Genomic DNA, 21575 nt, shown 5'->3' with positions numbered 1-21575 from the left:
ATACACTGGTTCTATTGCAATGACAACAAAACCAGATCATTTGAATTTTGAGATGAAGGCTCTGCCAAAATTAACTTAATGGTACGACCCGCAGCACTTCTTCAAGTGAGGTTACCCCCGCCATGATTTTACGCGCACCCGCGATACGAAGCGGTTCAATTCCCTCTTTTTTTGACTGAAAGCGCAAGGCATTTAACGATACATTTTCACTGATCATTTGCTTGAGTTGCAGACTAATCGGCATAAACTCATAAATTCCGATACGCCCTTTATAGCCTGTATAGCGACAGGCTTCACAGCCAACAGGCACATAAGCTGTTTTTGGCACATCAACCGTATAGTCCGTCGTGAGATGCATCCATTGCTGTTCATTAATCGGTGCATTTTGCTTGCACTGTGGGCAAAGTTTACGCACCAAACGCTGCGCCAATATTCCAAGCAACGTTGCTGAAGATAAAAATGGCTGCACACCCAAATCATGTAACCGCGTCAAACTTGAAGGTGCATCGTTGGTATGTAAAGTCGAGAGTACCAAGTGTCCTGTCAATGCCGCCTGAATTGCCATATCAGCGGTATCTTGGTCACGTACCTCACCCACCATAATAATGTCAGGGTCTTGACGCATGAGCGCACGAATCCCATCGGCAAACCCCAGTTCAATGCCATGATTGACTTGCATCTGGTTAAAACTACCCTCAATCATTTCAATCGGGTCTTCAATGGTACAGACATTGACCTCTTCGGTTGCCAGTTGTTTCAATGTTGAATACAAAGTCGTGGTTTTGCCCGAACCTGTAGGCCCAGTCACCAAAATAATGCCGTGACTATGTTGGGTCAGTTCTTGCCATTGACTCAATAATTTTTGGTCAAATCCCAACTGCTCAAAATTACGCACTAACACTTCTGGGTCAAAAATACGCATCACCATTTTCTCACCGAAGGCGGTTGGCAAAGTCGCCAGACGCAACTCGGTTTCCAGACCACGTGGTGTGCGGGTTTTTAAACGACCATCCTGCGGTTTACGTTTTTCGGCAACATTCATCCGTCCCAAAATTTTAATTCGGGCAATGACTGCTCCTAAAGTATTGGAAGGCATTTTATAGATGGTATGTAAAATGCCATCAATACGAAAACGCACTTTACTGTGTTCGCGGCGTGGTTCAAGGTGAATATCACTCGCGCCCTGTTCAAAGGCAAACTGTAAAATCCAGTCTACCAATTTCACAATATGCTGATCATTGGCATCGGGGTTTTGGCTAATATCTCCCAGTTGCAGTAAGGCTTCTACACCACGGCCATCACGTTCGTAGTTCTGACTTTTTTGTGATGAATGAACCGCACGACTCACTTGATAATATTCAGACAAATAACGCTGTAACTGCTCTGGGCTTAAAAAAACCCGCTGAATTTTCTTCGGCTTTAAGCCATTTTCCAAATACCCGATCCAATCGCTTAAAAAGGGTTGATCTGTTCCAATCAACACTTCGGCATCGTTGACTTCAACCGCAAGAATATGATTACGGGTAGCGAATTCTTGAGACATAACCCCCGTAAGCACTGGAACATCAACTTTAAGCGGATCAATCACATAAAATGGTAAATTGGCTTTTTCGGCGAGCCATTGACAAAGTAAACTTAACGTCAATTTTTTCTCGGGCTCTTTCTGATGGACCAAGTCAAATTGTGCAATCCATTGCAAAGGATGCCATGCTAATTGTTTTTTGTTACGATGCGTGGTTTGTACCAGTGCATGATCCCGCTCGGTAATTATTTTATCCCACAGTAGTTGATCTAGGCACCACGTCAAATCAATCGAATAAGAAAATTGTGTAAGCCGTTGATTTGAATGCATAGGAACCCCAAAAAAATACTGATTATGATTTTATACGGGCTATGTTAGCACTTTCTGCTATAGGGATTAATGATTTCCTCTGAAACTATATTTTTACAAAGCATTATTCAATTTTTATATTCAATCAGTTCCACAATCACAATTTCTGTAGCACGTACCCGAAAACGCACGTCAAATTCAGCAAAATGTAGCCCATAAATTCGTTCAGGGTCATCCTGATAAGCTGGGCGCGGGTCTAATGCCAATACTTGTTCAATTTCCTGATATTGTCGTGATGAGCCTAATCCTCGCTCAGCAAGTTGTGTCCACTGGGTAAGAGCCGTGTCTGACCAAATCACCCGCTTTAACTGGGGTGCTTGGCTAGCATAACCACTTTGTGCATCGGCAATCGCATCTGAATAGGCAATATACGGTTTAATGTCAACAATTGGCGTCCCATCAAGTAAATCTGCGCCAGATACATAAACTCGCAATTGCCCATCGATCTGTTCTACTCGCTTTAATCGCACCACAGACAGCCCAATTTGTGCAGGTCGATACATACTGCGCGAAGCAAATACCCCGATTTTTTGGTTACCGCCCAAACGTGGGGGACGAATCTGCGGACGGAACCCGTCTAATGCTTTATTGTGATGAAACTGCCACAACAACCATAAATGACTAAATTCTTCAATGCCTGCAAAAGCACGAATGTCATCATATGGGGCTTGCATGACAATATAAGACTCGACATCAACCAGATTCGGCTGACGTGGAATACCAAATTTTTCCTTAAAGGGAGAATACATTAACCCGATGAAAGGAACTTGAAGCGGTGTAATCATCACTTTTTCTTATAAACACAATTAAATATATTCAGTTTATCGGCAATCATTTTAGATTAAAATACATCTTAGTTTTTATTATATATATTGAGATTGCTTGAATGGCTGCTTTTAACGTTGAACGTGTTACCCATGTTCACCATTGGAATGACACTTTATTTAGTTTTAAAACAACACGTGATCAAAGCCTACGCTTTAAAAATGGTCAGTTTGTCATGATTGGACTTGAAGTCAACGGCAAACCGTTAATGCGTGCCTACTCAATCGCAAGTGCCAACTACGAAGAAGAACTTGAGTTCTTCTCGATTAAAGTGCAAAACGGCCCACTGACTTCGATTTTGCAAAAAATCCAAGTGGGTGATGAAATTTTAGTTTCTAAAAAACCAACAGGAACTTTGGTTCTTGATGATTTGTTGCCAGGTAAAAACTTATACCTTCTTTCTTCAGGTACAGGTTTGGCTCCATTCTTGTCTGTTATTCGTGATCCTGAAACTTATGAACGCTTTGAAAAAGTAATCGTCGTTCACGGTACACGTTTCATCAGCGAATTGGCTTACCAAGATTTGATTTTGAATGAACTTCCAAACAACGAATTCTTCGAAGAGTTGGGCATTAAAGATAAATTGGTCTATTACCCAACCGTAACACGTGAACCATTCCACACTCAAGGTCGTGTAACTGCTGCGATTGAATCTGGTCAGATTTTTAAAAAAATTGGCTTGCCACGTTTCAACCCTGAAACTGACCGTGCCATGCTTTGTGGTAGCCCGCACTTCCTGAAAGATGTGGCTGCATTGCTTGACCAGCACGGTTTGAAAGAGTCTCCACGTATGGGTGAAATGGGTGACTACGTAATTGAACGTGCATTCGTAGACAAATAATTTGCTGAATCTGTCATAATAAAAACCGAGGCTCTGTGCTTCGGTTTTTTTACGTGTACATATTGAAAAACCAGACTTAGCCAGTAAAAAGGCTTGTCGAGTTCACTATTTTTCTGCACAATTCTTACCTTTGTATTTAGCATAGCCGTAGCCAAATGAGTTTGCCGTTCCCTCTCATCCAGCAAATAGATGCCTTATTGCCACAAACCCAGTGCGGTTTATGTGGACATCGTGATGGATGTTTGCCTTATGCCAAAGCGATTAGTGAAGGTGAAGATGCCAACAAATGCGTACCAGGTGGTCAGCCTGTTGCCGATGCTATTGCACAGCTTCTAAAGCGCCCTTTGCTGAAAGCCGAAGAAAGTGTCTGGGACATTCAAGCCGATGGTCGACCACAGCGCATGAAAGCGATTATTCGCGAAGATGAATGTATTGGTTGTACCAAATGTATTAATGCCTGCCCTGTAGATGCAATTATTGGTAGTGGCAAACTGATGCACAGTATTTTGAGTGATCTGTGTACAGGCTGTGAACTCTGTATTCCACCATGCCCTGTCGACTGTATTGACTTGGTCGAAGATACCGAACTATTACCTACAGCGACACAGCAAATCGAGCAGCAAGATGATTTGCGTTATCGTTATTATGCCCATATTCAACGTGAAGAGCAGCGTCGCATTCAACGTAAAGGCCCTATTGTCCGTGCCGCGATCGATAGCGAATTGTTTGTGCAGTTCTCAAGTTATTTAAATAGCGTTCCGACCATTCAACGCGCTGAAAAATCTGCCGAACAAGATTTGGTTGCCGATGCAAAAACCACAATTGAACTGGCTAAACTACGCACACAAATTAAAAAACTGGAAAAACAGCTCAGCGTTTGGGACAACCCTGCTAAACGCGAACAGCTACAGCAGCTCAATGCCCAGTTAGATGCATTACAAGGTGATGCTTAATGTCTAGCAAAAACATGACTAAAAAACAGGTATATACATTTTTCGAGCGGCTACGTGAACAGCGTCCTAAACCATCGACTGAGCTAAATTTTTCCTCATCATTTGAGCTGCTCATTGCGGTTATGCTGTCTGCACAAGCTACCGATGTGAGTGTGAATAAAGCCACTGATAAGCTCTTTCCTATTGCCAATACACCCGAACAGATTCTGGCACTCGGTTTAGAAGGTTTAAAAGGATATATCAAAACCATTGGTCTATATAACTCAAAAGCCGAAAATGTCATTAAAACCTGTGAGATTCTGATCGGTCAGCACAACAGCCAAGTTCCTGACAATCGTAAAGATCTGGAAGCCTTACCTGGGGTTGGGCGAAAAACTGCCAATGTCGTGCTGAATACTGCTTTTGGACAACCAACGATAGCAGTAGACACACATATTTTTCGTTTAGGCAATCGTACAGGTCTGGCTGTCGGGAAAAACGTGCTTGAAGTTGAACAGCGTTTGATTAAAGTCATTCCAGAAGAATTTATGTTAGATGCTCATCACTGGCTGATTTTGCATGGACGTTACTGCTGTGTTGCACGTAAACCCAAATGTGCTGAATGCGTGGTTTCAGATGTGTGTAATTGGAGAGACCGCTTTGATTTTGGTGCAATAAAACCTGAACAGCCTAAAGCAGAAGACTAATTTTAATAGCACTGAATTTTCTGCTCAAACTGCGTCAATCACTTTTAAAAAGCAATTTTGGTTAACTCATATTATTTATTATGCTTCAATTAGCGTTTCTTTTTAGAACGAACAGATGATTGGGTTGGCTGAGGTTTATCTTGAGATTTAGGCATTGGCTTATGCTGCTTCACTGTATCATTCAGCAGTTTTTTGCTTTGCAAAATCAGAAAAATTAAAGCGGCTAAACTCAAAACAATCAGTAAAATCAGTGCCAATTTCAACATATTGAGCCTTTTCAAGCATAAAAAAAGAGCCCTACTATGAATGAGGGCTCTTTATATGTCAAAGTCGATTATTTCGCTTGATCTAAAATCGCGAACAAATCAGTTTGAACATTATCAATCGGACGTAAGCCATTTAATTTATCATAGCTTGGCGCGTTGTCACCAGAAGCCGCACGACCTTGGTAAAAACCGACCAATTGTTCAGTTTCAGTATGATATGAAGCTAAACGCTTACGAATAGTTTCTTCTTGGTCATCTGGGCGTTGCACAAGCTCTTCACCTGTTTCATCGTCTTTGCCTTCCACTTTTGGTGGGTTATAAACGACATGGTAAACACGCCCAGATGCAGGGTGCTGACGACGACCAGAAAGACGTTTGACGATTTCTTCGTCTGGAACATCAATCTCGATAACATGATCAATGCTAATGCCTTCTTTCTCTAGCGCTTCTGCTTGAGGAATCGTACGAGGGAAACCATCAAAGATACAGCCATTGACACAATCAGGTTGGGCAATACGCTCTTTGACTAAGCCGATAATTAAATCGTCAGAAACCAAACCACCAGATTCCATTACACTTTTCGCTTTCAACCCTAATTCGGTTCCTTCACGAATTGCGGCACGGAGCATATCGCCAGTTGAAATTTGTGGGATATCATAGCGCTTACAGATCAGCTGAGCTTGAGTACCTTTACCTGCGCCAGGTGGTCCGAGTAATATAATGCGCATCTAATAAATCCTCATCTAAAATAAAAACAGTCTTAACCCATCCAGAAAGTTTAACCTTCTGAAAGTGCTAAGTATTATAAAAAAGCAACAAACAAATGTATTGTACCAGCAATAAAGCCAGTTACCCCCCCCAATACAATCAAAATCCACTCGTCCTCTTGAAACGCGGGACGTAACAAATTTTGAAATTCGCTTGGAGTTAACTCACGAATACGGTCTCGAAACATTTGAAATATTTTGCGTGCACGGCTTGCATTAAATGCAGGGTCGCTTACAGGTACCATCGTAATTTCAATTGAGCGGTCAATCAAGTCTGTTTTTAACTTCGCGTACTCTCTTAATCCTAAAGACAATTGCAACGTGGTACGTACCAGTGGCGTATCCATGATCTGATTGACATGCTGCTTCACAATACGTCGGGTTTTTTCCTTATGATGACCATACATCATTTCACTCATGATGGTCTTTAAAGTAATTAACTCTTCAGTCACCACTTTGGCAAAAACGTCAGAGACTTCCTCTTGACGCTTCATAAAAGCGCCCTGAATATTATATGTGCCAATACGTGGAATCACAGGCACAACCCAAGGAAACTGGTGGTTATGGGTACGTCTAAAAAACTGGGGATAGCGGACATAGTGCGGGTACATTGGATTAAAGACCATCCAGATGGCAATCCAGTTGGTTAAAAATCCCCAAATGGATGCCCAGAAAGGGACTGTCCAATGCCAAGGTACCAAAAACCAGACAATCATCTGAAATAGACCAAAGAAACAGCCAATCAAAGCACTAATGTGCCAAATAAAATTAATCTCTTTTTGCCCAACTTTTAGAAACATACGCACCATAAGTTTGCGATCTGCTTCCATTTGGCGAACCACCATTTCTCGCATATCCACCAGCGATTCAACCTTGTAGGTCAGCTCCGTGACCAAATGTTCAAGTACCGCAGGTAACTGTTTATGCGCCTGATCATAGATACGGCGGCGAATCGAATACGGAATATTTTCCCAAAGTACGGGATTACGCTCCAGCATAATCTCGTCAATCAGATTTTCCAGTTCGTGGTTAACCTGTTCGCCAATGACCTTGGCCATCTCTTCAGGATCCATCGCCTCAAGAAATTCACTCAGAGAACCAATTTTTGTCAAGGTATTATCAGTAATAATTCCAGAAATACGCCCAGCTTTACGTGGCACAATGCCCTGCCAACCGATGGGCAGATTGCCAACATGAAAGCCCCAAAACTGGATTGGATAGAACACCATTTTTAGTGCCATCCACACATGTGCCCATGTTACAAATGCAGTCACTGGGATAATACTTATTATCGCCCAGTGATCTGGACGATGCATAAAAACTTGCCACAAATGACTAATAAATTCGAACATGAATGCTCTCGTACGCTATAACTTCAGGTGTTCAATAGAGAAAGGCTATTTTGAACGAATACAATTACTTAAAATATACCAAATTTGTAAGACCAAGATTTGACTGCTTTACAAGGATGATTTTTTAATGTTGTTCTGCAATGCACTGTAGCAGATTTTCAAGATTCACTGTAGCAACATTGAGCAAAAAAATTGCTGTCAAATCAGCCAAACTACAAGTTTTACACAGAATGCGTAAAATACTTGCGACTTTCATTCTCATGTTGAGTTAAAATAATCCGCCTTTATTCTCACATGGCTCATTGACGACACGAATATGAAGCAACATCTTCCCTTAAAGAATGTTCAAGAAGAAAAACGCCTTTTTCGTAGTCGCATTTTTATCGCCATCGGTATGGTGTTCCTATGTTTCGGAACATTGATTGCCCGCTACATCTATTTGCAGATTTTTCATTACCAAGAATTTCAAACAGCTTCTGATAACAACCGAATTCGCTTACAGCCACTCCCTCCTGCACGTGGTTATATTTATGATCGTAACGGCATTTTGCTTGCCGACAACTACCCCGTTTTTACTGCAACACTCAGTAAAGCCGATATTGACGATATTGACGGTACAGTCAAACGGCTGATCCCAATTTTAAATCTGAATCAGGATGATATTGAGCGTTTCAATAGCCGTATCAAAACTGCCAAAAAAACTGAACGAGTCGCGCTTAAACTGAATCTCAATGAAAGTGAAATTGCCAAATTCAGTGAGGTTAAATACCTGTTTCCTGGCGTCAACATTGAAACACAAATGACGCGCTACTATCCGTATGGGGAACTGTTTGCGCATGTGATTGGCTATGTAGGACGAATTAACGACCGAGAATTAAAAAACATCAATAAAGATGTCTACGCAGGCACTAACCTGATCGGTAAAATCGGTATTGAAAAATCTTATGAAGATTTGCTGCATGGTATTCCGGGCAATGAATCGGTTGAAGCCGATGCACACGGTAACGTCCTGCGTCATTTAGGGCGTAAAGACCCTGTTCGCGGGAATGATCTGTATTTATCGATTGATTATGGTCTGCAAATGGTTGCGTCTGAGCAACTGGCAGGTCGTCGTGGTGCAATCGTGGCGATTGATCCGCATACTGGGGAAATTTTAGCAATGGTGTCTAGCCCGAGCTTCAACCCCAATTTGTTCGTATCAGGGATCAGTTCAAAAGATTATGTTGCCTTGCGTGACAACCTTGATCAGCCTCTTTATAACCGTTCTTTACAAGGGGTTTATCCACCCGGTTCAACCATTAAGCCTGTTGAAGGTTTAGGTGGCATTAATTATGGTGTGATTGACTGGTCAACTGCCATTAATGACCCTGGTTATTTCCATTTACCAGGCGACTCGCATAAATTCCGTGACTGGAAAAAAACAGGACATGGGATTGTCGATCTGAACAAAGCCATTCAGGAATCTTGCGACACCTATTTTTATATCCTGTCGAGCCAGATGGGTATTGAGCGCATGAATTCATGGATGCGCCAGTTTGGTTTTGGTGAAAAAACAGGAGTTGACCTGCCCAATGAAAGTACTGGCTTATACCCGAACCCAGAGTGGAAACTACGTACCCGAAAAGCCAAATGGCTCAAAGGTGAAACCATTTCGGTGAGTATCGGGCAAGGTGCATTTACCGCAACACCGATTCAGTTGGCAATGGCAATCTCGATTGTCTCCAATCACGGTTACCACCTTATCCCGCACGTGGTCAGCAATACTCGTGGTGCAAAACCATTCCCCGTGCGTAATGCTCCTGATGGTCGCGTCCAGTTTAAAGGAACTGATGAGGACTGGGGAAAAATGCGCGATGCCATGGTCAATGTAATTAACGAGGGGACAGGACGTGGTATTCGTACCAATGCGTATCAAATCGCAGGTAAAACAGGGACAGCACAGGTTAAAAGTATTGCACAAGGTAAAAAATATAACGAAGCTTCACTGACTGACCGTCAGCTTGACCATGGTTTATTTGTGGGCTTTGCACCAGCTGACAATCCACAAATTGCGATTGCAGTCATTTTGGAAAATGGTCGGCACGGGGGTGCAGCAGCACAATTGGCACGCCCTGTATTTGATTATTGGATGCTACAACGCAAATCCAATCCAATTCGCCCAACGACTCACCAGGTTACAGGTAGCCTAATGACAGCAGGGATTCAGCCAAGCCAATTACCAAGCGGTCAGAGCATTTTGCAGGCTGACCCCAAAGCTCTACCGAACAAACAAAAACCACAGCAAGAGCAAAAACCTAAACCTGCAGCAGCTTCACAGCCAGTAGATATCACGGAATAAAGCATGAAAAATCAGTTACGTATTATTGGTGGGCAATGGAAACGACGTCAACTGGGTTTTGCGCCGATTGATGGTTTACGTCCTACCCCTGACCGTGTGCGTGAAACGCTATTTAACTGGTTAATGTGGAATATTCAAAATGCAGTCGTTCTGGATGTCTGTACGGGTTCAGGGGCACTCGGATTTGAAGCCCTGTCACGTGGTGCAGCGCAAGTGGTGATGATTGAACCTGATCGCAGTCAAGCCAAATTCCTTAAAGACAACATCCAATTGCTTAAAGCTGAAAATTGCCAACTTTATAGCAATACGGCAGAAAATGTTTTACCTAAACTCTCTCAAGAATTTGATCTAATTTTTCTTGATCCACCGTATAGCCTAGATTTGTGGCAAGAATTGGCTGAACTTGCCGATGTTCATTTAAAAGATCAGGGGCTGATTTATGTAGAAGCTGATCGTGCGCTAAACAGCCTAAAGCTCCCAACATCATGGCAACTTCTTAAACAAACCAAGGCAGGTCAGGTTCAGGCTGGTTTATTCCAAAAACAGGTTTCATAACAGTTCAGTGGTTTCCTCCTGATCAGGTGGATCATCACAGCGTAAATCTTCCGCATAGACTACTTCACGGCGCCTATGCTGTGGCTCATGTTCACGCCCATCATCGTCATGAAAACCATTGTCAACATGTAAAGGTTTAGGCTTGAACGGCTCTGATGCAAGATTGGTCTGTTTGGATAATACTGCATGCGAGTGTGGCACCATACAGCCATTTAAAGTCACCAAACACATCAAACCAATCCAAAAATATTTCATGAAGTTTTATCCTCTCTACAACAGCATTGCGCTATTGTTGGGAAAGATCACCTAAAAATCTTGAGGGGTCATGTAATTTAAAACACGGTTTATCACAAATTTTGAAAGGAATTTACTGTGCTGTGTGATGCAATGTGAAGATATGAATGGTTAGGTAAAAGAAGTTAAAGCAAATGAGTTACTTTAACTTCCTGTCAATCTCTAAAATGGCTGAATTAAGCCAAGCCGAACAAGCTCACAAGAGCAACTACACCTGCAACCATTTTACGACCTTGCTCTGGAATATAGCGTTCAAGCAATGCACCGACACCCAAACCGATCGCATAAAGCAATGCCATTGCTGTAATCATTCCCAGCATCAGCCCTGCCCAGTGACCCTGTGAACTGAGTTCAGCTCCATGCGCCATGCCATGAAAAATTGCCAATGCCGAAGTTGCAACAGGCATCAAAACGCTATGTTTATGCCATAAAGCCACAACCAAAACCATCAGTGATGCCACAATGCCATATTCTGCAACCGAAGCACTCAATAGATTTTGCGCACCAATAACAAAACCAATCAGTAATGCAGCAACCAGTGCAACCACACCCGACATTTGCCATTGGCGTTTGGTTTTCCACAGCAGTACACCCAAACCTGCCGCCATGGACATGTGATCTAGCCCAGTAAATGGATGAACAAAACCACTTAAAAAACCAAGCTGTGGAAATTCATGCCCTGGATGCGCCATCGCTAGCACAGGTAAAGCACTCAGGATCAAAGCACTGCTCAATGTTTTTAAAATTTTCATGCCCTTCTCCTTATGATTTAAACAAGCCTTGTTTTTCAATGAAGCGAATAATTTCTGCCAAACCATCTTGGGTTTTCATATTGGAAAATAAAAATGGTTTATCGCCGCGCATACGTTTGGCATCCTGATCCATTACATCCAGATTTGCACCCACCATTGGCGCCAAGTCGGTTTTATTGATAATCAGCAAATCTGACTTGGTAATGCCTGGCCCACCTTTACGTGGAATTTTCTCACCACCTGCCACATCAATGACATACAGGGTTAAATCTGACAATTCTGGGCTAAACGTCGCAGCCAAGTTATCACCACCACTTTCAATGATGATCAGCTCCAAGCCATCAAATTTCTCACATAAGTCATCAATTGCAGCAAGGTTAATCGACGCGTCTTCACGAATCGCGGTATGTGGACAACCACCTGTTTCCACTCCGACAATACGCTCAGGATTCATGGCTTCATTGCGGGTTAAAAAGTTGGAATCTTCTTTTGTATAAATGTCATTGGTCACAACTGCCATGTTGTATTTGTCACGTAAAGCACGGCATAAATTCAAAGTTAATGCGGTTTTGCCTGATCCCACTGGACCACCAATTCCAACACGCAATGGGCTACGTTCTGACATCGTTGTTTCCTTCTAAATTTATGACTCTCGCACTGAACGAGAGAATCTGTTTTATGATCTAAATAATCGTGAATATTGGGTTTCATGCTGCATACTCAGCATGGCATAGTTCGGTAAGGCGCTACTCATGTCATGATCTTGTAATTGCATTGCGCGTTGTATCGCATCGGGAATCAAGCCATGCACATGCCATAAAATCCGCTGCCCTGCAATCTGTCCAAGCGGCACAGTTTTCACTGCGGCCAAAACCTGATTTTCCAACACGGTAAATGTATACGCTGTCAAAACATCTACCAGTTCAAGTTCTAAACGCCCACAGAGCTGTGCATACACAGGCACAAAACCAAACTGTTTTTTTACTTCGACAGGAATTTGCAGAACATCTTTAATCCAAGCATTTAATGAAAATGCCAGTTGCTGTGACTCCGCCAAAAATTCCTTGGTTTCTCGACTGGCTCGGTATATTTCTGCCCATACCTCAAACTGTTCTGTGTCTGCATAGCTTTGCATCAGGCGTTGTAACATCGGCAGCTCAAAGCGTACCAGCAGCATTTCCAAGACATCTTCAAAATAAGCCTTACTACTGGCTTCATCCTGAATCAGTCCAATCTGAATCGCGCTTTCTACACCTTGCGAATAACAGTACGCTCCAACTGGCAACGCAGTCGATGACAGGGTCAATAATTTCAGCAGTTGCGCTGCATTAGTGATGGACATGATGTAAAGCCTTAATCGGGCTTAAACGGTGGTCATGGCTATGCTGTGCATATGCCCCACTTTCAGGCTCAAACGGATGTTCAACTTCATTCACTGCCAAACCCAAACCTTGCACCATTTCTGCCAAGACATGGTCAGGTTCGAAATACAATGCTGTAGGCGTCAACATCAATGGCACATGACGATTGCCTAAATGATAAGCAGCTTTAAGTAGATCGAACTGAGTCGGTGCAGTCACACACATCAGGCGTTCAGCTTTGGCATCCACCCGTAAAATCTCACCATTTGGCGTGGCAATAAATGAACCACTGCGTAAAATTCCCGTCCGTGGCAAGTCTGCACCAATGTCTGTACCATTGTTTAATGTGGCACGAAAACGTGATTTCTGGCGAGTATCAAAGCTGAGTTCCACCACCTCAAAAGGCTCTTCTGCTGCGATATTGTCAAGACGTTGGGTATAAATTTTCATATCGTCATACTCACTTTTCATGGCTTTTGTTCTTGCACAATATTGCAAAGGTTTTTATTCAATCTTTTTAAAATAGGAAGTAACGCTGTGCCATCGGCAGCACATCCGCAGGCTCACAGGTGAGTAACTCACCATCTGCACGCACTTCATAAGTTTCAGGATGCACATCCATCACAGGGCAATAACTATTGTGTTTCATGTCCTGCTTGCTGATATTGCGAGTGTTTTTACACGGGCTAATCATTTTTTTCAGTTCTAACTGTTCAGCTACACCCGCATCAATCGCGACCTGCGGCAAGAAGGTCAAACAGGTACGATGAACTCCTCGCGGGAATGCACCAAACATCAGACGGTAATGCACAGGCTGCGGGGTTGGAATCGAGGCATTAATATCCCCCATCGGTGCAGCAGCAATCATGCCGCCTTTAATGATCATCGATGGCTTTACCCCAAAAAATGCTGGCTTCCACAACACCAGATCTGCCAGTTTACCTTCTTCGACTGAACCAATTTCATGGCTTAGACCATGGGTAATCGCAGGGTTAATCGTATATTTGGCGATATAGCGTTTCACGCGATTGTTATCGTGCTGGGCATTGTCACCTTCTAGACTGCCACGCTGTACTTTCATCTTATGTGCGGTTTGCCATGTGCGAATAATCATCTCACCGACGCGTCCCATGGCTTGTGAGTCGGAAGACATCATGGCGATTGCTCCCATATCCTGCAAGATATCTTCCGCAGCAATGGTTTCACGGCGAATACGGCTCTCGGCAAATGCTACATCTTCAGCAATTGCAGGGTCTAGGTGATGGCAGACCATCAGCATATCCAAATGCTCATCAATGGTATTGACGGTATAGGGACGAGTTGGATTGGTCGATGATGGCAAGACATTACTTTGCCCGATGGCTTTTAAAATGTCGGGTGCATGCCCACCACCTGCACCTTCAGTATGGTAGGTGTGAATGGTACGCTCTTTAAATGCGGCAAGGGTTTCTTCCAGAAAACCACCTTCATTTAAGGTATCTGTATGAATCGCAACTTGCACATCATATTCATCGGCAACACTTAAACAGTTATCAATGGCTGCAGGCGTTGAACCCCAGTCCTCATGCAGTTTCAGCCCGATCACCCCTGCTTTAATCTGCTCACGAATTGGATCAGGCAAACTCAAGTTACCTTTACCAAGCAGACCAATATTCATCGGTAAGTCGTCAATCGCTTGCAGCATGGTGCCAATATGCCAAGGACCTGGCGTCACAGTGGTTGCCGATGTTCCTGCAGCAGGTCCTGTTCCACCACCCACCATAGTGGTCACGCCAGACATCAGCGCAGTTTCCACTTGTTGCGGGCAAATCCAGTGAATATGCGTATCGACTCCGCCAGCCGTCAAAATCTGCCCTTCACCTGCAATCACTTCCGTAGCTGCACCGAGTGGAATGGTAATATTCGGCTGAATATCAGGATTGCCTGCCTTGCCGATTTTCCAGATGCGCCCGTTTTTCAGACCGACATCAGCTTTGACAATGCCCCACCAATCCACAATCAAGGCATTCGTAATTACAGTATCTGCGACATCATCCGCCAGCAATTGAGACTGCCCCATCCCGTCACGGATAACTTTGCCACCACCAAATTTGACTTCTTCGCCATAAGTGGTGAAGTCTTGTTCCACTTCAATAAAAAGCTCGGTATCGGCTAACCGGACCCGATCACCGACAGTAGGACCAAACATTTCCGCATAGGCACGGCGTGACATTTTCATCATTTTTATCCTAATCTTATGGTGTTGTGGGATAAGTCTTTTTCATGGCAATAAAGCGCAGCCCATGTGCTTCTTTAACATCTTGTACCGCTTCAAAGCCAAAGCGGCGATACACATCTTGCGCAGCACAGCTCGAATTGACGGTAAATTCCTGAATCGGCTGCTGCAAAGCATGCTGCTCGGCATATTGCCAAAGCTGCTTACCAATTCCTTGTGAGTGGTGATGCTGATCTACAAAAAAATGCAACAGATGTGCAGGCTCCCGATAGGCAACCACACCTAAAATCTGCTGATCTTGCTCAGCAACAAAAGAATGCACTTCAGAATGATGAATAAAATCCATCACCACTTGCTCACTAAAATGTGCCAAACCTGATTCATCTACCACAAAGTCAGCGAAATAAGGCTGAATCAAAGCTTGAATGGCACGAACATCTTGTGGTGTCGCAGATCGGATCTGTATCATCTGTCCAATTTCCCCATGACACGCCCAGCAAAACCATAGACTTCACGCTTACCTGCCAAAGCCACCAATTCGACATCACGACGTTGCCCTGGCTCAAAACGCACCGCTGTTCCTGCGGCAATATTCAAACGAAAACCTTTGCTCACCTCACGGTCAAACTGCAAGGCATCGTTGGCTTCATAGAAATGAAAATGTGAACCGACCTGAATCGGGCGATCACCAAGATTACTCACGGAAATTTTTAAAGTTACTCGTCCAGCATTCAGTTCGATGTCAGCATCCGAGGTCAATACTTCTCCAGGAATCATATTTATTCTCCTGTTTAAACAATCGGTTGATGAACCGTAACCAGTTTTGAACCATCAGGAAAAGTCGCTTCAACTTGCACTTCAGCAATCATCTCTGCAATACCCTCCATGACATCGTCACGGCTCAGTAAGGTCGTTCCATAATGCATCAGTTCCGCAACACTCATCCCATCGCGTGCACCTTCAAGCAAAGCTGCTGAAATATAAGCAATCGCTTCAGGGTAATTCAGCTTTAAACCTCGTGCCTTGCGACGCTCTGCCACCAGACCTGCTGTAAAAATCAGTAATTTATCTTTTTCTGTGGGATTGAGTTCCATATCTCTTTCCTGATTTATTTGTCTTTGATTAAGCAAAATATGTGCTAAAACACAGCTTAACGGAATTGAATGTTTTGAAAATAAGCAATATGACGTAATTTAAGTACGCCAAATGCGCGGAAATTCTTCATCCAGATCAAACCAGTAGCGACGCAAACGTGCCCGAATTGCCGCAAAGGCATCATGACATTGCCGCGCATCTTGTCCTAGATAACGCGCACTCACTACATCATTCAATAGAGTTAATGTGACAGGTACTTGCATACGCACCATTAATTCACGAATCAGCTCAATCTGTTGTTCTAAAATTACAGTCGCACGAAACTTTTCAGGAGCAACTGCCCACAAGTTTCCAAGTACCGCTTGGCGGTTCATGCCCAAACACGAACTTAACCAGCGGTCATTACCCTGAAACTGTAAGGTATCTGCAAGCAATAATTTTCCTGCATGCCATAAACGCAACTGATTATGGTACTGACCTGTTTCAAAGTTTTCCTGACGTGCCTGACGCCCTAGTACCAGCATATCCCACCCAATAAAACTTGCCGACTGTGCCAGATGAATGTGCGTTTCTGAATAAGCATTCGCTCCATTAAAGAGCATGGTTTCTTGAGGCAGCCATTCCAAAGTTGCATGATCATCTACCTGTAAATGAATATGCTGAAAGGCTTGTTTAGCATTGGTTTTATACCATTTTCCTGCGCCAGGCGTGGTAACCAACGCATGTGCTTTCGATTGTACTTCGATCTCAAAAGTAAGATGATCTCCCCCTGCAATACCTGCAGGTGGGTGTACAATAATGCTATGACAAACGCCTGTTTTTTCTGGCCATAGCATCTTTTGCACTCTAAGTGGGCCATAATGTTTTCTATGCACTAAAACAGTTCGTCGTTCTTGTGCAGAAAATTTTAGTTCTAAACAGGCATACCAATGTTCAGATCGCTTGAGTTTTGTAATTAAAGCATTTTGTATATGACTCATATATTTAACTTCATTTCATCTTATATTTTATAGTGCTAAAACTACGCCAACTTCAACATTAGACGTTGTTTATAAACTCATTTTTATTTTTCTTGCGTTTCATTAAAATACCCTACAGTTTTGCTCAGCAAGAAAAACAGAGAGAATATAAACAATGATGCAAGACACCAATTAAAATCATGATATTCAACCAAATGGTAAATAGTTTTAATCAATTAATAAATTAAAATAAATAAATTATTTTAAACATCACATAATAGATGATTTAAAATTTAAATGATGACAGGATTTTATTATTGATACTCATCAGATTTTAAATAAAAAATAATTTATCTGCGATTAAAAAAACTCTCTTTTATGACATTATTTTTTGTACAATAGCAATTGTAGTGGTTTAAGCTATAGAAATAGTATCTATGTTCAATCTCCCTGAATGTAACAATGAAATCATCATTAATGCAATGCAAGAATTAGAGCGCCGTGCTTTTATCAGTGCGTTCATTTATTTGCCTTGCTGGCTAATTATTGCCTTAAACAATCAAGATGATGTTTTTATTCAGGAAACATTTTATAGTATTTCATTTTTCTTTCTCACAATACTTATCTTTCACATCATTTTACACTATCGTTTTAGTCAGCTTTTAGAACATAATTTTCATCGCGCACGTTTATTTCTTGCTATATTAATTATTATTCCCTGCTTAATGCTTGGCTCAATTTGTTCATGGTGTATTTATCTTCATATTATTTACACCATTACTGTTCCCTTTATTATTATTACTGCGGTGTTATGCACAGCAACCTCATTACTTTTAACTATTGATCCTATATATAAAATCATGGTGCCACTTGCCATGATTTTACCTGCATTAACTGCTGTATTGGTGGAGAATTCTTCAGAAAATCTGATTTTCTTACCTTTAGCCAGCCTCAATATTTTGTATATTATTCGCTCATCTCAGCTTAAGTATCGGGATTACTGGCAAGCACTCATTACTTTTTCCTATTTTAAGCAAAAGTCTATCACTTTGGAAAATATGGCTTTTACCGATTTTCTAACTCAAAAGCCCAATCGATTACATGCAGACAAACAGCTCAGCATATTATGGGATCAAGCCAAAGCTCAGCAGCAATGTATTGCATGGATGATGATTGATATTGATAACTTTAAAAATATCAACGACACCTATGGACACCCGTTTGGTGATATTTGTCTTATGCTGGTTGCAGATGCATTGGACAGCTATAGTCAAAAGGTTAATGGTTTTTTTGCCCGCTATGGCGGAGAAGAATTTGTTTTTATTAAGGTTTGTCGTTCAGGCACAGAAATTCATCAACTGGCACAAGGCTTAATGCAGCAATCATCAAAAACCCGTATTTGCCATGATGATGTTACGATTAACATTACTTACAGTATTGGGGTATCCAGTTTATGCCCACACATGACCAGCCAAAATCTTAATGATCTTATCGTGCAAGCCGATCTGGCACTTTATATTGCTAAGCATGAAGGAAAAAATCAGTATCGTTGTTATTGTGAAACACAAGATTATATTGAACAGCAAATGAAAACACCAAGTCCGAATGCCGCATGTTGTTCAATCGAAAATAAGCAGGGAAACTCCTGTTCCCCTGCTTCTTAAAGCACACGATTAGAATAGACGGTTTAAACCGTTCAATGCTGCAACGCGATAGGCTTCTGCCATGGTCGGATAGTTAAATGTCGTTTCAATAAAATATTTCAACGTATTGTTCGGGCTTTGCATGATCGCCTGTCCAATATGGATAATTTCAGAGGCATTGTTCCCAAAGCAATGAATTCCTAAAATTTCCAAGGTATCACGATGGAACAAAATTTTTAACTCACCAACCGTATCACCTGTAATTTGCGCACGCGCCAAGTGACGGAAAGATGACTGCCCTACTTCATATGGAATTTTTTCCTCAGTCAATTGCTGCTCAGTTTTACCAAAGCAAGAAATTTCTGGAATGGTATAAATTCCTGTTGGAATATCCGTTACAGGTTTTACATTTTCTTCGCCGCTCATGTTCGCGCCAGCACAGCGCCCTTGGTCATAAGCTGCCGAAGCAAGCGATGGCCAACCGACCACGTCACCTGCTGCAAAAATGTTTTCAACTTCAGTCTGATATTTTTCGTTGACAGTCAACTGACCACGGCTATTTGGGGTCAAGCCGACATTTTCCAAACCTAAGCCATCGGTATTGCCTGAGCGTCCGTTACACCACAAAATTGCATCAGCTTTGATTTTTTTACCACTTTTCAGATGCAATACAATGTGATCATCAAATGTTTCCAAATGATCCATTTGTTCGTTATGGCGAATCAAAACCCCTTGTTCACGCAAGTGATAAGACAAGGCATCGGAAATTTCGGCATCTAAGTAGCTGAGTAATTTGGGTTGGGTATTGATCAGATCAACTTTATGATTCAAACCAATGAAAATAGAAGCATATTCACAACCAATCACCCCTGCACCATAAATAATGATTTTATTAATGGTGTAATCCAGATCAAGAATTTTGTCTGAATCGAAAACGCGAGGATGGTTAAAATCTAGACCTTGTGGCTGGTATGGACGGCTACCTGTTGCAATGACCAATTCGTTAAAAACAATGGTTTCTTTAATCCCTTCTGGAGTGAAAACCAAGAGGGTGTTTCTGTCCTGAACATAAGCGCGACCATGAAAAACGTCGATGTTATTGCGGTCATAAAAACGAGAGTGGGTTGCAACCTGCTGCTGAATCACACGGTGAGCATGACTGAGCACCTGTTTCATGGTAAATTTTTTCCATTCACCTACTTTTTGAAACATCGGATCACGTTGATAACGGATAATGCTCGATACTGTCTGACGTAATGCTTTACTTGGAATTGTTCCAACATGGGCACAGTTACCACCTAGCTGATCACGCATTTCAACAATCGCAACGCGCTTGCCAGATTTGGCAAGTTTCATTGCAGAGCCTTCACCCGCAGGGCCTGAGCCAAGCACGACGGCATCGTATTTGATAAAACTCCCTCTCATGACCTCTTTTTTACGTGACATTCAATGCTCCTTTACTTTCATGTTTAGACCATAGTTTAGCTGAATTCCTAAAGATTTAGTTTATTTCGACCACATATATATTTAATGTCAACATTTATTTTATGAATATCTTTTTCACCCTAAAAGTTTTGCTTTCCGCTATAATTGTGAGCTTAAGCAGTAAAAAGTTCATCGTCAAACAGTGGAAAAGTTGAATATGACCAGTAGCCGTAAACCTGAACAGGGTGTCAAACTTCGTGGCGCAGAGAAAGTCGCTAGAATTCCTGTAAAAGTGATTCCTACGGTTGATGTGCCACGAAAACCAGATTGGATTCGTGTCAAGATGACAGCACCAGATGAAGTTCAACGGATTAAAACCACATTACGCGCACAAAAACTACATACCGTATGTGAAGAGGCAGCCTGCCCGAACCTGCCTGAATGCTTTGGTGGTGGTACAGCAACCTTTATGATTATGGGTGATATTTGTACCCGTCGTTGTCCGTTCTGTGACGTTGCTCATGGTCGTCCGAATGCACTTGACCCTGATGAACCACGCCATATGGCAGAAACCATCGCCAACTTAGGTTTAAAGTACGCGGTGATTACCTCTGTTGACCGTGATGATCTACTCGATGGCGGCGCTCAGCATTTTGTTGACTGTATTAAAGAAGCTCGTGAGCTTAGCCCAAAAACTTTATTAGAGATTTTGGTGCCTGACTTCCGTGGTCGTATGGATATTGCTTTACGCATTATGACTGAATGCCCACCAGACGTGTTTAACCATAATATTGAAACTGTGCCTCGTCTTTACAAAGCCATGCGTCCAGGTTCAGATTATCAGCACTCTTTAAACTTACTAAAAATGTTTAAAGAATACTGCCCAGATGTACCAACCAAATGTGGTTTGATGGTTGGTATTGGTGAAACTGAAGAAGAAGTCATTTCACTACTTGATGATCTACGCGCGCATGATGTTGACTATGTCACTATCGGTCAATACTTGCAGCCTTCTAAAGAACATGCACCAATTGACCGTTTTGTAACGCCAGAAGAGTTTGAGCGCTATGCAGAGCATGGTCGTAAACTTGGCTTTAGAAATATCTGGTCTGCACCAATGGTACGTTCAAGCTACTTTGCTGACCGTCAATACTATGGCGAACCTGTTCCAGAAGTACGTCGTAAAGTTGACCCTGCGAAAAAAATTACAGTACAAACTATCGAAGCCTAAGCTTTGGTGGTTTTAACCCCTGTACAGCAATAAAAAAGCTGAGTTTTGTAAAATACAGAACTCAGCTTTTTCTTTAAAAAAAAACACTTTATCCGACTATGCAATTTTTGAAGAGCAATCTCGAAT

General features: G+C 42.3%; 23 protein-coding genes. 7 read left to right on the top strand and 16 right to left on the bottom strand.

Features of this window, described 5'->3' with window-relative positions; genetic code table 11:
* Positions 1-70: 70 nt before the first annotated feature.
* Together tfpB and tsaA are read right to left on the bottom strand one after the other, a co-directional pair.
* Positions 71-1852, bottom strand: coding sequence for a type IV pilus assembly ATPase TfpB (gene tfpB, locus F975_RS05615; RefSeq protein WP_004751204.1), 1782 nt, complete (start codon positions 1850-1852; stop codon positions 71-73).
* A 107-nt stretch (positions 1853-1959) separates the two neighbouring features.
* On the bottom strand, positions 1960-2676 hold the full coding sequence (tsaA, locus tag F975_RS05610; RefSeq protein WP_004751201.1) for a tRNA (N6-threonylcarbamoyladenosine(37)-N6)-methyltransferase TrmO: 717 nt from the start codon (positions 2674-2676) through the stop codon (positions 1960-1962).
* Between the two features lie 101 nt (positions 2677-2777).
* Between tsaA and F975_RS05605 the strand changes: the two genes are divergently transcribed.
* The 3 genes from F975_RS05605 (at position 2778) to nth (ending at position 5196) form a co-directional block, all read left to right on the top strand.
* The gene (locus F975_RS05605; RefSeq protein WP_004751200.1) at positions 2778-3557 is read left to right on the top strand and encodes a ferredoxin--NADP reductase; all 780 of its coding nucleotides are present in this window, start codon (positions 2778-2780) and stop codon (positions 3555-3557) included.
* A gap of 155 nt (positions 3558-3712) precedes the next feature.
* Positions 3713-4510 (top strand): RnfABCDGE type electron transport complex subunit B, encoded by a 798-nt coding sequence (locus F975_RS05600; RefSeq protein ID WP_004751198.1) that lies wholly within the window; start codon positions 3713-3715, stop codon positions 4508-4510.
* Complete coding sequence (gene nth, locus F975_RS05595; protein WP_004751196.1) at positions 4510-5196, top strand: endonuclease III; 687 nt, start codon at positions 4510-4512, stop codon at positions 5194-5196. The genes F975_RS05600 and nth overlap by 1 nt, the downstream gene beginning before the upstream one ends.
* 89 nt (positions 5197-5285) lie before the next feature.
* On the opposite strand, the gene F975_RS15815 is transcribed toward nth, so the two are convergent.
* From F975_RS15815 to F975_RS05585, 3 genes are all read right to left on the bottom strand, one after another.
* Positions 5286-5462, bottom strand: a complete 177-nt coding sequence (locus F975_RS15815; RefSeq protein WP_004751193.1) for a hypothetical protein — start codon at positions 5460-5462, stop codon at positions 5286-5288.
* Positions 5463-5530: 68 nt separating this feature from the next.
* The gene (gene adk / locus F975_RS05590; RefSeq protein WP_004751192.1) at positions 5531-6190 is read right to left on the bottom strand and encodes an adenylate kinase; all 660 of its coding nucleotides are present in this window, start codon (positions 6188-6190) and stop codon (positions 5531-5533) included.
* A gap of 74 nt (positions 6191-6264) precedes the next feature.
* Positions 6265-7581, bottom strand: coding sequence for a DUF445 domain-containing protein (locus F975_RS05585; protein ID WP_004751190.1), 1317 nt, complete (start codon positions 7579-7581; stop codon positions 6265-6267).
* A 316-nt stretch (positions 7582-7897) separates the two neighbouring features.
* Between F975_RS05585 and mrdA the strand changes: the two genes are divergently transcribed.
* Together mrdA and rsmD are read left to right on the top strand one after the other, a co-directional pair.
* The gene (gene mrdA / locus F975_RS05580; protein WP_004751188.1) at positions 7898-9919 is read left to right on the top strand and encodes a penicillin-binding protein 2; all 2022 of its coding nucleotides are present in this window, start codon (positions 7898-7900) and stop codon (positions 9917-9919) included.
* A gap of 3 nt (positions 9920-9922) precedes the next feature.
* On the top strand, positions 9923-10474 hold the full coding sequence (rsmD, locus tag F975_RS05575; RefSeq protein WP_004751187.1) for a 16S rRNA (guanine(966)-N(2))-methyltransferase RsmD: 552 nt from the start codon (positions 9923-9925) through the stop codon (positions 10472-10474).
* Here the strand turns inward: rsmD and F975_RS05570 are convergent.
* The 10 genes from F975_RS05570 to F975_RS05525 form a co-directional block, all read right to left on the bottom strand.
* Positions 10469-10729 (bottom strand): hypothetical protein, encoded by a 261-nt coding sequence (locus tag F975_RS05570; protein ID WP_004751186.1) that lies wholly within the window; start codon positions 10727-10729, stop codon positions 10469-10471. The genes rsmD and F975_RS05570 overlap by 6 nt on opposite strands.
* Before the next feature lie 215 nt (positions 10730-10944).
* Entirely contained in the window at positions 10945-11520 is a 576-nt protein-coding gene (locus F975_RS05565) for a HupE/UreJ family protein (RefSeq protein ID WP_004751185.1), read from the bottom strand.
* Between the two features lie 10 nt (positions 11521-11530).
* Positions 11531-12145, bottom strand: a complete 615-nt coding sequence (gene ureG / locus F975_RS05560) for an urease accessory protein UreG (RefSeq protein WP_004751184.1) — start codon at positions 12143-12145, stop codon at positions 11531-11533.
* A 51-nt stretch (positions 12146-12196) separates the two neighbouring features.
* On the bottom strand, positions 12197-12862 hold the full coding sequence (locus F975_RS05555; protein WP_004751183.1) for an urease accessory protein UreF: 666 nt from the start codon (positions 12860-12862) through the stop codon (positions 12197-12199).
* Entirely contained in the window at positions 12849-13331 is a 483-nt protein-coding gene (ureE, locus tag F975_RS05550) for an urease accessory protein UreE (RefSeq protein WP_004751182.1), read from the bottom strand. Before ureE ends, F975_RS05555 begins: the two co-directional genes overlap by 14 nt.
* 67 nt (positions 13332-13398) lie before the next feature.
* Positions 13399-15099 carry an urease subunit alpha gene (gene ureC / locus F975_RS05545; protein WP_034425783.1) on the bottom strand — a complete coding sequence of 567 codons (1701 nt, stop codon included), beginning with the start codon at positions 15097-15099 and terminating at the stop codon, positions 13399-13401.
* Between the two features lie 16 nt (positions 15100-15115).
* Positions 15116-15565, bottom strand: a complete 450-nt coding sequence (locus F975_RS05540; RefSeq protein WP_004751180.1) for a GNAT family N-acetyltransferase — start codon at positions 15563-15565, stop codon at positions 15116-15118.
* Positions 15562-15873 carry an urease subunit beta gene (locus F975_RS05535; protein WP_004751179.1) on the bottom strand — a complete coding sequence of 104 codons (312 nt, stop codon included), beginning with the start codon at positions 15871-15873 and terminating at the stop codon, positions 15562-15564. The genes F975_RS05540 and F975_RS05535 overlap by 4 nt, the downstream gene beginning before the upstream one ends.
* A 14-nt stretch (positions 15874-15887) precedes the next feature.
* Positions 15888-16190, bottom strand: coding sequence for an urease subunit gamma (ureA, locus tag F975_RS05530; protein ID WP_004751178.1), 303 nt, complete (start codon positions 16188-16190; stop codon positions 15888-15890).
* 99 nt (positions 16191-16289) lie between these two features.
* Entirely contained in the window at positions 16290-17171 is an 882-nt protein-coding gene (locus F975_RS05525; RefSeq protein ID WP_004751177.1) for an urease accessory protein UreD, read from the bottom strand.
* 416 nt (positions 17172-17587) lie between these two features.
* Between F975_RS05525 and F975_RS05520 the strand changes: the two genes are divergently transcribed.
* Positions 17588-18814: a GGDEF domain-containing protein gene (locus tag F975_RS05520; protein WP_004751175.1), complete on the top strand. Its 1227-nt coding sequence runs from the start codon at positions 17588-17590 to the stop codon at positions 18812-18814.
* Positions 18815-18823: 9 nt separating this feature from the next.
* On the opposite strand, the gene sthA is transcribed toward F975_RS05520, so the two are convergent.
* Complete coding sequence (gene sthA / locus F975_RS05515; protein WP_004751173.1) at positions 18824-20239, bottom strand: Si-specific NAD(P)(+) transhydrogenase; 1416 nt, start codon at positions 20237-20239, stop codon at positions 18824-18826.
* Positions 20240-20435: 196 nt separating this feature from the next.
* Here sthA and lipA point away from each other — a divergent pair, with 196 nt between their 5' ends.
* Positions 20436-21449: a lipoyl synthase gene (gene lipA, locus F975_RS05510; protein ID WP_004751171.1), complete on the top strand. Its 1014-nt coding sequence runs from the start codon at positions 20436-20438 to the stop codon at positions 21447-21449.
* Positions 21450-21575: the final 126 nt, after the last annotated feature.

The sequence above is a fragment of the Acinetobacter brisouisimilis genome, from assembly GCF_000368265.1.
In the GTDB taxonomy this organism is placed as follows: Bacteria; Pseudomonadota; Gammaproteobacteria; order Pseudomonadales; family Moraxellaceae; genus Acinetobacter.
The sequence above is the reverse complement of the archived record's forward strand: the minus strand, read 5'-3'. Positions and strand labels throughout refer to the sequence as shown.